Origin of the sequence: Clostridium neonatale (assembly GCF_001458595.1) — a bacterium.
GTDB classification, from domain to species: domain Bacteria; phylum Bacillota; class Clostridia; order Clostridiales; family Clostridiaceae; genus Clostridium; species Clostridium neonatale.
In genome coordinates, this window is sequence record NZ_LN890328.1 from 3,151,791 (window position 1) to 3,165,521 (window position 13,731).

Sequence of the window (13,731 nt, forward strand, 5' to 3'; positions counted from 1 at the left end):
AAGAAGAGCTAAAATAAACTGATTTTAATATCAACCAATTTTTATGCTCTACTCTTATCTATCTAACCACTTGTTCATTTTATTATAGTATTATTCTTCGAAAGGATACTTAATTCCCCAATTATTTCTTAATTTATCCATTAATCTCATTATTATAAGTGTCTCTGAATGTGGCATTTCAATGCATTCTAATTCTCCATTCTTTATTGCCTTAATAGAAGCTTCCACCTCATATTCATATCCTGTTATTTGCTTTGGAGTCTTATATTCATCAATTAAATTTCCATCTAATGAATATATCTTTATCCCTTCACAATTATTGATATTCTCAACTTCAATATAACCTTTACTACCATATATAATTCCTCTTCTATCAGTACGTGACATCATGGTGCTATGAAGAATCGCCATTCTATTATTCTCATAATATAATGTTATACTATTTTGCGCATCCACGCCTGTATCAGTTTTTATTACAGTTGATGATATATCTTTTATGTTATTTCCAAAAACCATAGATGCAAAATTAAGCGTGTACACCCCTACATCAAGTAAAGACCCTCCCGCAAGATTTGGGTCAACAAGTCTTGGAACATTATTGATTCTATATCCTAAATTAGCTGTTAATGAGTGCAACTCACCTATTACATCACTCTCTAATATATCATCTAAAGTTTTTCTCATTGGCATATATCTAGTCCATATAGCTTCAGTAATAAATAGATTTTTTTCTTTTGCAATTTCAAATAATTCTTCTGCCTGCTTTTCATTTATAGTAAAAGCTTTTTCGCAAAGTACATGTTTTCCGTTATTCAAACAAAGCTTAGCATGTTCATAATGTAATGAATGTGGTGTTGCAATATATACAAGCTCTACTTCTGGATCTTTTATCATTTCCTCATAAGACCCATATGCTTTAATAACTCGAAATTCTTTTGCAAATTCCTGTGATTTTTTATAATCTCTTGATGCTATTGCATAATTTGTAGCATTATCCATTTTACTTATTGTATAGGCCATTTGCCTTGCTATTGAGCCTGCACCTAATATTCCAATATTCATATAAATTTCCTCCATTTTATTTTCTTAAATATAAATTACTCTAGTTTAATATAAGTATTTTCATAGATTAATCTATTTTTTCTACTCATTTACTCCAATAATATCTTGTAATTCCTCTTTACTTACAGCATGATGATTTCCACAATTATTTCCAAAATACATTCCGTTCTTAATAGGTGCAATTAAAAAGCCTGCTACTACACCTCCCAAAAAACAGGATATCCCTAATAATATCTTTTCATTTTTTTTCATAATAGATTTCCTCCGATGAAATATTTATAAATCTATTATACATTAATTAAATAAATTCTTATCTATATTTCAAACGTCAGTTTATTTTATTTTTTTATTTATTTGTGACATAATAAAATTAATAAATACAATTTATGGAGATGATTTAATGAATACTAAAATAGAACAATTAACTCAAATTTTAAAAGAAAGTAAAAATATAGTATTCTTCGGTGGCGCTGGAGTAAGTACTGAATCTAATATTCCAGATTTCAGAAGTTCAAATGGATTATGGAATGAGAATCTTAAAATAAATTTCACTCCTGAACAACTTGTATCTCATACATTCTTTATGAAATATCCAGATGAATTTTTTAAATTCTATAAGGACAAATTAATCTATCCNATTTCAGAAGTTCAAATGGATTATGGAATGAGAATCTTAAAATAAATTTCACTCCTGAACAACTTGTATCTCATACATTCTTTATGAAATATCCAGATGAATTTTTTAAATTCTATAAGGACAAATTAATCTATCCTGAAGCTAGACCAAATACTGCTCATATGGCTTTGGCTAAACTTGAGGATATTGGTAAGCTTAAAGCTATTGTAACTCAAAATATTGACGGTTTACATCAGGCTGCTGGATCTAAAGTCGTTTATGAATTGCACGGATCTGTACTTAGAAATTACTGCATGAAGTGTCATGCATTTTATGATGAAAAATTTATTTTAGCATCTAAGGGAATACCTACATGTCCTAAATGTGGTGAAAAGGTTAAACCTGATGTAGTCCTTTATGAAGAAGGTTTAGATGAAGCTATTATACAAAATTCAGTTAAGGCTATCTCTCAAGCGGATACTCTAATAATAGGAGGCACTTCACTTGTTGTTTACCCTGCAGCAGGACTTATAAATTACTTTAGAGGAAATAATCTTGTTCTTATAAATAAAAGCACAACTTCTGCTGATAATAAGGCCGATTTAGTCATTCATGATTCTATTGGAAAGGTATTATATGAAGCTGTGAAGTCTTTGTAATTAATAAAATAATATTAATCTTTGTAGATAATAGCAACATAGCTATTATCTATTTTTATACATTTTTTTATAATATCAGAATATATTTATTAATATATCAATTAAAATTATAGGAGTTAGAATGTTAATACTATTTTTATTAATAATAATTCTTTTAAGCATAGGTGCTGGAATGTTTTACATTAATAAATATGAAAATACTATTTCTTCTCTACGCTTAGACTTAAGATTAACAAAAAAGCAATTGGACACATTAATTAATAAATCTAAAACATCTGATAAAAATTTTACAATAGAATTTTGTGATATTGATTATATTTATGGAACATTAGAAGATTCATCACACATATATATATATCCAGATTTAGCTTCACCATGTATATATATAAGTAATGAACTGTTAAAAGTTAATATAATCGAAAAAGCATCAGTAGAAAATAATATTTGGTATTATGTTCAATTACCTATTGATAGTAATATAAATTCTAAAGGCTGGGTCATAAGTTCTTCACTTTCTAATTTATATAACGAACCGTTATCTCCTACATATAATGATCAAGATAACATCGGATTAGATGAAAAAATTAATTCTTAATCATAAATTGTAATTAATATGTATAAATAAATTTAATATGGAAAGAATTTATAATGAAGTATTTAACTTCAATATTTAATCGCCTCTCCCCCATTTTTATTTATATACAATTGATAAACTGCCATAGTAAAAATGAATATGGCAGTTTTCTTTTTATGATATTTATTTTTTCAAATTAAAGAAAGAAGTTTTCTTATTTTTAAATCCATTCAAGTTTTAGTATACATGCTCTTTTTAAGATCCGAATTGCAGCATAGCTGCTCTTTTTATATGTGTATATTTTTATTCCTATAAACACATATTCCTATATTTTCGTATTCTTAAGAATATACATTCTTATATTCCTTTAATTAAATCATTATAAAGACTACTTCTACAAACTTATCTTTATAATATCATTCATTAATTAAGCATCTTCTTAATATATCTAGCGCAGTGATTGTCGCTTGATTCCTAACCTTAGATCTATTACCTTTAAAAATATGTTTTTCAACTTTCACTTTACCTTTTACATATACGCCTATATAAACTAAACCTACTGGTTTCTCTTCTGTTCCTCCACCTGGGCCAGCTATTCCAGTTGTAACTATACTTACATCAGTATTTGCTTTTTTAGCAATACCTATTGCCATTTCTCTTGCTGTCTCTTCACTTACTGCACCATACTTTTCTAATGTTTCATTTTTTACTCCGAGTCTTTTATGCTTAGCTTCATTTGAATATGTAACAGCACCTTCCATAAAAACTTCAGATATTCCCGGATAATTTATTAAAGTACTTGCTATCATTCCTCCAGTACAAGATTCAGCAGTAGATACAGTGTATTTATTTTCTATTAATAACTTTGCTACTACATCTTCTATAGATATATCTTCAGTTGCATATACATTCTCTCCAAGTCTATTTTTTATTTCTATCTCTAATGGTTCAATTAATTTTAATGCTGCTGCTTCATTTTCAGCTTTTGCTGTAATTCTAAGTATAACTCCTATCTCTTTTGCATATGGAGCAATGGTTGGATTACTCTGTGACTCCATTAAATCCTTAACTGTTTCTGCAACTGCACTTTCCCCTATTCCTAAAATCTTGATCATTTTTGAGATTATAACAGAATCAGATTTTGATTTAAGATATGGCTTAATATCTTCTTCAAACATAGGTTTCATTTCTTTTGGTGGCCCTGGTAATATAATCATTATTTTATTATTTTCTTCTATAATTACTCCTGGAGCTGTTCCATTATTATTTTTAATTGCAGTTGCTCCCTCCGGAATTAATGCTTGCTTTAAATTATTAGTTGTCATCTTCCTTTTTCTGAATTTAAAATATTCCTGTAAATTTTCCAATGATTCTTTATCTTCAAATAATCTTTTATTAAAATATTTTGCTGCCATTTCTTTTGTCAAATCATCATCCGTAGGTCCAAGACCACCTGTTGTTATAATAATATCACATCTGTTATATGCTTCCTTAAATGCATGTAGTATTCTTTCTTCATTATCGCCAACAACTTGTTGATAGTACATTTCAATACCTAATGCTGCTAATTCTTGTCCTAAAAATTGTGCATTTGAATTGACTATATCTCCTAATAATAATTCTGTTCCTATTGATATAATTTCTGCTCTCATAAAATAATTCTCCTTTCAAGATATATCATTTTTAGCATTCTATAAAAAATATATAACTTATTAAAAATAATCAAATATAAAACCTTTATAAAATCATTATACCTTAAATATACAACTTATCTAAATTAACCAAATATGAAAATTAAATATTCATTATGCCCTTATAAATGTGCAAAACCTATTCAATATATATTGAATAGGTTGAGTGCATCAAATATTAATTTCTTCTTATAGTCTATCCCCACCATAAAGCAGGGATAGGTTATATGAAAAATTTCTTCATCTCAAAGTTTTTACAAACAAATATCAAAATAAAAAAATCATATGTTTGTTAAAACCAAATAATAATATGTATGAGAAGAAAAAATTTAGTGCAAGAGAGCTTTATACTTATATAGTATGTATAAGCTCTCCTAATTATTCATAAAATATTTTATTTTTGATTTATTTATCTTGTGTTTCAAGTAACGCTAAAGCTACGGCACCTATTAAACCTGCATCTGTGCCAAGACCAGCTGGAACTATTTTAACTGATTCAGCCATTGATTTGAAGCATCTCTTATTTACAACTTTTCTTACTGTATCAAAAACTACATCTCCAGCTTTTGATACGCCACCACCAATAATTACATATTCTGGATCAAATATTGATACTGCGTTCGCAACCGCTATACCTAAATAGTTCATTGCATCATCAATTATATCTTTTGCAACTGGATCTCCTGCTGCTGCTTCAACGAAAACTTCATAAGAAGTGACATTTTCGTATTTTCTTAAAGATGTTTCAACTTTAGTTGATAATGCTTCATGAGCTCTTTTTGCAATAGCAGTTCCTGATGAAGTAGCTTCTACACATCCGACATTACCACAGTTACATCTTGGACCATGTGGAGCCACTGTCATATGTCCAATTTCTAAAGCATTTGAAGTATGTCCTCTATATACCTTTCCGTTTAATATAGCTCCTCCGCCTACACCTGTGCTTACAGTGAAGAATACTATATTTTCAGCACCCTTTCCAGCGCCAAACATAAATTCTCCAATAGCAGCTACATTGGCATCATTATCTAAAAATACAGGTACTCCAAATTTTTCACTTATAGGTTTAACTAAGTTGAAATTTTTAAATGGAAGATTAGGTGTAGTAATTATTATACCTTGTTTTGCATCTAGTGGACCTGGCGAACCGATTCCAATACCTTTTATATCTTCATAAGAAACAGCACTATCATTAACAACTTTTTCTATAGAATTAATTATTCTGTTTAAAACTGGCACTTCACCTTCATGCGCATCAGTTGGTATAGTTGTTTGATTGATTATCTTACCTTCAAGATCAGATAAAGCTGTGCTTATTTTTGTTCCCCCTAAGTCTACTCCCACAACATAATTTTTCATGGTCTTCTCTCCTTTATTTATATAAGTTTATTATAAAACCTTTACCATACAAATATTATACTATATTATGTTGTCATAAGAAAACTCTAATATAAATTTTAAGATATTATAATTTTAAAATATTATAATTTTCAAATATTTTTATTAGCAACTATATAATAATTACCTCTTTCATCATATTCTGTATGATTAATTATAAAATTGCTATCATTAAGCATGGAACTTATTACTCCAATATCATCTTCATTATCTTTAGCTATTCTTATCATAAAATTATCGTCTTTATCTATTATATTTAAATAGTCAAATATATCGCTATAATCACTCAACTCAATTTTTCCACCAATATCCATAGTATAATCTGACATCTAATTTCCTCCTATTAATAAAGCTAGTTTTATATCTCTATACTAGAATAGTATTCCTTTTTATGAATGATTTTATCCTCGCTTATAGATATGAAATTTTTATGTTTAAAAGAAAAATAAGGTAATAGATATAAAATATCTATTACCTTATTTTTTATTTAGATTTGCTTGCCTTAATTTCATCTATAATTTTATTTACTTCTATTTCTGGTATTTCTTCATATCTTAAAAATTCTTTTGAGAAGGAACCTCTGCCTTGAGTTAAAGATCTTAATTCAGTCGCATATTTTCTTATTTCTGCCAACGGAACTTCTGCTGTAACCTTCTGCTTATCCTCTTCTGGTTCCATTCCCATTACTCTTCCTCTCTTCTTATTTATATCTGCTATTACATCACCCATATAATCATTAGGAATAATTATATCTATTTTCATTATAGGTTCCAATAATATCGGTTTAGCCTGTTCTAATCCCTTCTTATATGCAATTGAAGCAGCCATCTTAAATGCCATTTCTGATGAATCAACTGAATGATATGATCCATCATGTAATGTTGCTCTTAATCCTATAACTGGGCATCCTGCTAATACTCCATGCTGCATACATTCCCTTAATCCTTTCTCAACTGCAGGTATAAAATTTCTTGGAACTGCACCTCCAACTACATTATCAACAAATTCTAATTCTTCTCCTCCATCATCTCTTGGTTCAAATTTAATTACTACATCTCCATATTGCCCATGTCCTCCAGATTGCTTCTTATGCTTTCCTTGAACATCAGAAAATCCTTTAATAGTTTCTTTATATGGAATCTTAGGTAAACTTAGAATAATATCAGTTCCAAACTTACTTTTAATCTTACTTGCTATTATATTAATATGAGTCTCTCCAAGTCCAGAAACTATTATTTCTGCATTATCAGCGTCTCTATCTACTTCAAATACTGGATCTTCCTCTTTTAACTTACTCAATGCTTGTGATATCTTTTCTTCATCTCCTTTTGCTTGTGGAATAGCAGCCATAGAATAAACTGTAGTTGGAAAATTCATCTTATCATATATAACTTTAAATTCTGGACTACATAAAGTATCACCTGTACTTGTATATTGCAATTTAGATATAGCTCCAATATCTCCTGCTATTATACTTTGAGTTGGGATTTGAGTTTTTCCCCTCATAAAACAAATATGTGATAACTTTTCAGTTTTATCTTTGTTAGTGTTAACAACAACCATATCATCACTCGCTTGTCCAGTTATGACTCTGAAAAACGAAATTTTACCAACAAATGGATCAGCTATTGTTTTAAATACTAATGCAGAAAATGATTTATCTTGCGTAAGATTTATAAATACTTCTTTATTGGTATTTAAATCTACTGCCTTTTGAGGAATTGCATATTCTGGTGATGGAAAACATTCAACAATATCTTCAATTAATGAATCTATACCAATTACCTTTAATGCACTACCACACATTACAGGTGCAATTTCTCCACTAGCACATCCCTTTATTAATCCTTTATAAATTTCTTCATCACTTAATATTCCTTCACTAAAGTATTTCTCAAGTAAATTTTCATCAGTTTCTGCTACAGCTTCCATTATCATGATCTTACAGTGTTGAACTTTCTCTTCTAATTCTTTTGGTATATCAATTATTTCTACTTCTCTTGTTTTAGTATTATATATTTTTGCTTCATTAGATATTACGTTTATTACACCCTTAAAATTTTCTTCTGTTCCAATAGGATATTGAATTGGAACAACACTTATACCAAACTTTTGATTTAATGAATCTAATACATTATCAAAACTTGCATTCTCTCTATCTAATTTATTTATAAAAATAGTTCTAGGCAGTTTAATCTTGTTACAATATTCCCATGCTCTTTCAGTTCCAGCCTTTATTCCTGAAACCCCACTTACTACTATCATACCAACATCTACTGCTCTCATACCTTGAATACATTCTCCATGAAAATCAGCATATCCTGGGATATCAATAATATTTATTTTAACATTATCTAATTCAACTGGTGCAATTGAAAGGGATATTGAAAATTGTCTTTTCTTCTCTTCTGGATCATAGTCTAAAACAGTATTACCTTCTTCAATCTTTCCAATCCTATCTGTAATTTTTGAATAATATAGAATACTTTCTGCAAGAGATGTTTTTCCAGTTCCATTGTGACCTATAAGCCCAATATTCCTTAAATTTTTAATACAATAATCTTTCATAAATTACGCCAAACCTTTAAGTAAGATAAATTCTTATAAGCTCTGGCTTCCACCTACCTTCCCCTAATATACTTTTCACATTTAAATCATATTTTATATATTATATGAGAAATTAAATCTGATAATTAATAATTCTACTTTTGTTATTGAATTCCTTTTCATTTTTCTTAATTTTCTAAAAATTTATTTATCGCAATCATATGTATGTTCTTATTCAAATATAATTATATTTTTAATTAAACAATATTATATATATATCCTATTCTTTATTGTAGTATATTAAAAAAAACATTATAATTTTATCTGTTAGTTGAGATGATAATATTAAATATAATTTTCATAATAGATTAGTGGAGGATATGAGATGAAAATATCAAAGAATTATATAAAAAGCATTAGCTTATGTTTTATTATATTGGCTATTTTAATTTTCACCTGGATATTATTTGTAAATCCTAAACTTGGTGTAGCTGATCAAGGTGATTTTGATAGAGTAATGAATGCAGTTGGTCTTTCTTTACTAGATTCAGATACCAACAATCCTGATTTTGTTAGATTCTATAAATATATAATTACAGAATATAAAATTAATTCAGTAAATAATATTTTTACAACTATAATTGGAACTAGTATGGGTGCTTTAATAACATTAATTTGCTTTATTTGTAAGCTATTTGGACAATATATCTTTAAAACTGAATATTTAGCTATAGCTTATTTTTTAATTTATTTATCTGCATTTTTAATAATACTTAAAGCAATAAATATAAAAAGCACCATTAAGTATATAATAACCGCTGCATTTACATTATTTATTTTCTTTGATGGCAATTATTTAGTTTGGTTTAATAGTTTATATGGAGAGCCAATGATGATAAGTACCTTAATTTTATTTATTGCTTCCATTTTATATTATTCATACTATAAATATTCCTTAAAAAGAGAAGATAAATTATTTTCTAAAATAGTATACATTTTTGTCTGTGCACTGCTATTTATAGGTTCTAAACTTCAAGTAACTATGTGCCTACCATTTATAGTTTTATTAATTGGTAAAATAGTATTGGACAATAAAAAACTTTTATCTAAAAGCAATTTATTAATTACAATATTTTTATTTATATGCCTTATAGCTTATCCTATTGCAATTAATATGAGTAGCGGTAGTTTAAGCAAAGATACTCAGTATAATTCAGTATTCTACGGTGTATTAAATGGTTCAGATACACCTGAACAAGATTTAATTGATATGGGCCTTAATCCAGATATGGCTGTTGAAGCCGGAAAACATTCTTATTTACCAGCTGACCAATATGTTAAGTATGTTCCTAGAACTGAAATAACAGAAAAAGAATTTTATAGCAAGATGAGTAATGGTAAATTAGCTAAATTCTATTTAACTCATCCAAAACGATTAATAGAAGGAATGCAATATACCGCCAGTAAAGCATTTTATACAAGTACTGATCTAGGTAAGGCATCTCAAAGTTATAGTGAAAAAGAAATCACTAAATTTAGTAGATTTACTGGATGGTCATATATAAGAGAAAATTTATTACCAAAAAAATTATGGTTTATTATATCAATATACTTAATTATGTTTATCTATTCAGTTACAACATATATTAGAAATAAATTTAATCCAGATAAAAGAATTAAATCACTTTTACTTCTAACATTAATATTTATTAGCGGATTACAATTTCCTATGCCTTTTGTTGGAAACGGTCAGGCTGATACTGGAAAACAATTATATTTATTCAACTTTATTTTTGATATATTCTTCATATTAATCTTATTGTGTATTATTTTCAAAGCAATTGATTATATAAAAAATAAGATAAGCAAAAAACAAACTACATTATAATAAGACATATAAAAAGCGATTAAGATGATTCTTTAAACTTAATCGCTTTTTGTATATATAATTTTAATAATTCATTTATTTCTGTATGATTACATGAATATTCCTGCACCAACTCCTAATGGAAGCTTTAATATAAACCATACTATTAATAATAAACTCCATCCAATTAAAAATACTATAGAATATGGAACCATAGTCGATATTAATGTACCTATTCCTGTATCTTCATCATATTTTTCTGCAAATGCTACTATTAAGGCGAAATAGCTCATAAGTGGTGAAATTATATTTGTAGTTGAGTCACCTATTCTGTATGCCATTTGAGTCAATTCCGGAGAGTATCCTACCCCCATTAACATAGGAACAAAAATTGGAGCCATTATTGCCCATTTAGCAGAAGCTGATCCCATAAATAAGTTTATGAAAGCAACAACTATTATAAACCCTAATAAAAGAGGTATACCTTTTATTCCAGTTGCTTCTAAGAAGTTTGCCCCCTTAACTGCTATTACTGTTCCCAATTTAGTATATCCGAAATATGCAACGAATTGTGCTGCAAAAAATACTAATACTATGTATGAACCCATTGTCGACATGCTCTTACCCATTAAGTTTATAACTTCTTTATCATTCTTAATAGTCCTATGTCCAATTCCATAAGCTATTCCAGGTATTAAGAACATAATTGCTATTATAACAACTATTGAATCCATAAATGGAGATTTTAATATTGCATGAGTCTCAGGATGTCTTAATATTCCGTTATAAGGTACCACTAAACATAAAATTCCTATCAATGTTACTAAGAAAGCTATGCCTGCAAATTTTAAGCCTCTTTTTTCTTCACTAGTAACCTTCATAAGTTCATCTTCAACATTTTCCTTATATTTTCCTAATCTAGGTTCAACTATTTTTTCAGTAACTATTGTCCCTAAAATTGTTATAAGCAATGTAGAAACCATTATGAAATACCAGTTACCTGTTATAGCAACTTCATAACCAGGATTAGCTAATGCTGCTGCTTCTGTTGTAATTCCTCCAAGGAGAGCATCTGTTGGTCCAGGTATTAAGTTTGCACTAAATCCACCTGATACACCTGCAAACGCTGCTGCTATACCAGCTAATGGATGTCTTCCAAAACTCTTAAATATAACTGCACCTAATGGTATTAGTACTACATATCCGGCATCAGAAGCTATACTTGACATAACGCCAGCGAATACAACAACAACTGTTATAAATCTTTTAGGTGTGCTTGTTACTAATTTCTTCAACATAGCTGATATTAATCCACTACCTTCAGCAACCCCAACCCCTAATAAAGCAACTAAAACAGTACCTAGTGGAGCGAATCCAGTGAAGTTACTTATAGCACTTGTAAACATGTACCTAATTCCTTCTGGTGTTAATAAACTAACAACATTAACAGTTAAGTCTTTAAGCTCACCAGTTGCCACATCAATTCCTTGATAATTAACACCAATACCCAATTTATATGCGATATGAGAAACAACTGCTATTACTGCACATAAAATAACAAACAATGTAGTTGGATGTGGTAATACATTTCCAACATTCTCTACTACTCCAAGGATTCCCAATTTTTTCTTATCGTTTTTCATCTTTTCCTCCTTAGTTATATAAAATTAATTATTACATAAAAGTCGAATTTTATCCTTAATTTTATATTTATTAGTGTTATTATATAATTAAATTAAATTTTTTTCAATATTCATTTTCTAGTATTATCAGAATATTAGAAAAAAGAAGAGATAATTATAAAACATATAATTATCTCTTCTTTAAAAACATATTATATAGCATTTTCACAATTACTGCTGCAATTCCTCCAGCTGTGTCAATTAACACATCTCTAAAAGATCCTTGCCTACCTTGTACAAAAAGTTGATGAAATTCATCAGAACAAGCATATAAAAACACAAAAATCACCGTTATCAATATTGATCTTTTTTTGTTTAAATATAAATTCACTACATTGGTAACCAATATTGATAAAATCATATATTCAATAAAATGAGCACTTTTTCTTATAATAAAATTACTCAAATCACCAAATACTAAATTTAACGGTAAACCTAACTTATCTATCCCAAATATAATTGCCATGCTATATGAATCAGATATATTTGCTGGTTTGTGCGACATTATAGCTATAAAAATCATCCAACTAATCAATAAAGTCCAATAAAAAATTTTTCTTTTGTTTCTCATATCCTTTATCCTCATCATCTCTAGTTGGTCATATACTTATTTATATATGCCAATGATTCTTCTAACAATTCCTGTCCTTTTTCAAGTCCTTCTACTTTAATCTCAAGGTTACAGACTCTCTGATCTATTTGCTGCATTAAATGTTTTATATCATGTAGTAACTTCTCTTGATATGTTACCTGCATACCTTCATCGTCTATAAAGACTCTTTCTGGAGGTGCTCCACATTCAATACATTTTACATATAATCTATCTTTTTGAGGATCTTTAAAAAGCTTAAAAACATCATTATTGCAATTACTACAGGTAGATAGCATATTAAAATCATCTATTCCTAAGTCAAAAAGATAAATACTGCCACATTCCTTACACTTAGCTTTAACTTTCTCTTCTTCCATTGATATATAAAACTCATTTCCACTGCAACCATCTTTTTTGCATACAACCGTTCTCATCATCTCTAATCCCCCCTATATATTTAAACTAATTATTTTATTAATTGTCCTTTTTCTCTCTTTCTAGTATTTCTATTTTTATATCAATATCTTTAGTATCTCTTCCAGCGAGTAATAAATCTCTTTTTGTTAATTTTAGCGTCTTTATTTCTTCTTCCAAATAAGATATATCATTCATATCAATATCTCTCCATTCTAATTGTAATTTAAATATTCACAGGACAATATTGTAAAAAAATTACAATACAATTATATAATATAAATAATTTTCTGTATATATTTGTTTTTAATTAATTAATAAAAAGTCTAATATAACATTATAATATTATTCTAATAAAGTTATTCATTATATATTCTTATTAAATATATATAATTACATATTTATTTATTCTAACATTATTAAAATACTTTTAAATAAAAAAAATACAGACTATAGACTAACTATAATCTGTATAAATGGTGGAGATAAAGAGATTCGAACTCTTGACCCCCTGCGTGCAAGGCAGGTGTTCTCCCAACTGAGCTATACCCCCAAAAATGGTGGACCTTCAGGGACTCGAACCCCGGACCTACCGGTTATGAGCCGGTTGCTCTAACCAACTGAGCTAA

The 13,731-nt window shown here is 28.3% G+C and carries 13 protein-coding genes, 1 tRNA gene and 1 pseudogene; 4 read left to right on the forward strand and 11 right to left on the reverse strand.

Going from position 1 to position 13,731, the window contains the following annotated elements; genetic code table 11:
• Window positions 1-90 precede the first annotated feature (90 nt).
• Both BN2920_RS20750 and BN2920_RS21910 read right to left on the reverse strand, forming a co-directional pair.
• Window positions 91-1,062 (reverse strand): Gfo/Idh/MocA family protein, encoded by a 972-nt coding sequence (locus tag BN2920_RS20750; protein ID WP_172437826.1) that lies wholly within the window; start codon window positions 1,060-1,062, stop codon window positions 91-93.
• Between the two features lie 81 nt (window positions 1,063-1,143).
• The gene (locus BN2920_RS21910) at window positions 1,144-1,314 is read right to left on the reverse strand and encodes a hypothetical protein (RefSeq protein WP_172437827.1); all 171 of its coding nucleotides are present in this window, start codon (window positions 1,312-1,314) and stop codon (window positions 1,144-1,146) included.
• Between the two features lie 148 nt (window positions 1,315-1,462).
• On the opposite strand from BN2920_RS21910, the gene BN2920_RS21170 reads away from it, so the two are divergent.
• The 3 genes and pseudogenes from BN2920_RS21170 to BN2920_RS20760 all read left to right on the forward strand — a co-directional run bounded on the left by BN2920_RS21170 (window position 1,463) and on the right by BN2920_RS20760 (window position 2,932).
• Window positions 1,463-1,744, forward strand: coding sequence for a Sir2 family NAD-dependent protein deacetylase (locus BN2920_RS21170; protein WP_083498888.1), 282 nt, complete (start codon window positions 1,463-1,465; stop codon window positions 1,742-1,744).
• Window positions 1,726-2,337: pseudogene (locus tag BN2920_RS20755) on the forward strand (NAD-dependent protein deacylase); the annotation flags it as partial. The gene BN2920_RS21170 and the pseudogene BN2920_RS20755, both read left to right, overlap by 19 nt.
• A gap of 121 nt (window positions 2,338-2,458) precedes the next feature.
• Window positions 2,459-2,932 carry a hypothetical protein gene (locus tag BN2920_RS20760; protein ID WP_058296859.1) on the forward strand — a complete coding sequence of 158 codons (474 nt, stop codon included), beginning with the start codon at window positions 2,459-2,461 and terminating at the stop codon, window positions 2,930-2,932.
• A 395-nt stretch (window positions 2,933-3,327) separates the two neighbouring features.
• On the opposite strand, the gene BN2920_RS20765 is transcribed toward BN2920_RS20760, so the two are convergent.
• The 4 genes from BN2920_RS20765 to fusA form a co-directional block, all read right to left on the reverse strand.
• On the reverse strand, window positions 3,328-4,563 hold the full coding sequence (locus BN2920_RS20765) for a competence/damage-inducible protein A (protein ID WP_058296860.1): 1,236 nt from the start codon (window positions 4,561-4,563) through the stop codon (window positions 3,328-3,330).
• 444 nt (window positions 4,564-5,007) lie between these two features.
• Window positions 5,008-5,961, reverse strand: a complete 954-nt coding sequence (locus BN2920_RS20770) for an ROK family protein (protein ID WP_058296861.1) — start codon at window positions 5,959-5,961, stop codon at window positions 5,008-5,010.
• 131 nt (window positions 5,962-6,092) lie between these two features.
• Window positions 6,093-6,329 carry a hypothetical protein gene (locus BN2920_RS20775; RefSeq protein ID WP_058296862.1) on the reverse strand — a complete coding sequence of 79 codons (237 nt, stop codon included), beginning with the start codon at window positions 6,327-6,329 and terminating at the stop codon, window positions 6,093-6,095.
• Between the two features lie 154 nt (window positions 6,330-6,483).
• On the reverse strand, window positions 6,484-8,568 hold the full coding sequence (fusA, locus tag BN2920_RS20780; protein WP_058296863.1) for an elongation factor G: 2,085 nt from the start codon (window positions 8,566-8,568) through the stop codon (window positions 6,484-6,486).
• A 364-nt stretch (window positions 8,569-8,932) separates the two neighbouring features.
• Between fusA and wsfD the strand changes: the two genes are divergently transcribed.
• Window positions 8,933-10,435, forward strand: a complete 1,503-nt coding sequence (gene wsfD / locus BN2920_RS20785) for a glycan biosynthesis hexose transferase WsfD (RefSeq protein ID WP_058296864.1) — start codon at window positions 8,933-8,935, stop codon at window positions 10,433-10,435.
• A gap of 89 nt (window positions 10,436-10,524) precedes the next feature.
• Here the strand turns inward: wsfD and BN2920_RS20790 are convergent, their stop codons facing one another.
• The 5 genes from BN2920_RS20790 to BN2920_RS20805 all read right to left on the reverse strand — a co-directional run bounded on the left by BN2920_RS20790 (window position 10,525) and on the right by BN2920_RS20805 (window position 13,655).
• Window positions 10,525-12,057 (reverse strand): AbgT family transporter, encoded by a 1,533-nt coding sequence (locus tag BN2920_RS20790; protein ID WP_058296865.1) that lies wholly within the window; start codon window positions 12,055-12,057, stop codon window positions 10,525-10,527.
• 169 nt (window positions 12,058-12,226) lie between these two features.
• The gene (locus BN2920_RS20795) at window positions 12,227-12,667 is read right to left on the reverse strand and encodes a VanZ family protein (RefSeq protein WP_058296866.1); all 441 of its coding nucleotides are present in this window, start codon (window positions 12,665-12,667) and stop codon (window positions 12,227-12,229) included.
• A 20-nt stretch (window positions 12,668-12,687) separates the two neighbouring features.
• A complete protein-coding gene (locus BN2920_RS20800) occupies window positions 12,688-13,125 on the reverse strand; it encodes a hypothetical protein (protein WP_058296867.1) in 438 nt (145 codons plus the stop codon).
• Between the two features lie 37 nt (window positions 13,126-13,162).
• Entirely contained in the window at window positions 13,163-13,300 is a 138-nt protein-coding gene (locus tag BN2920_RS21595; RefSeq protein WP_157065800.1) for a hypothetical protein, read from the reverse strand.
• 279 nt (window positions 13,301-13,579) lie between these two features.
• Window positions 13,580-13,655 (reverse strand) — tRNA-Ala (locus BN2920_RS20805).
• Window positions 13,656-13,731: the final 76 nt, after the last annotated feature.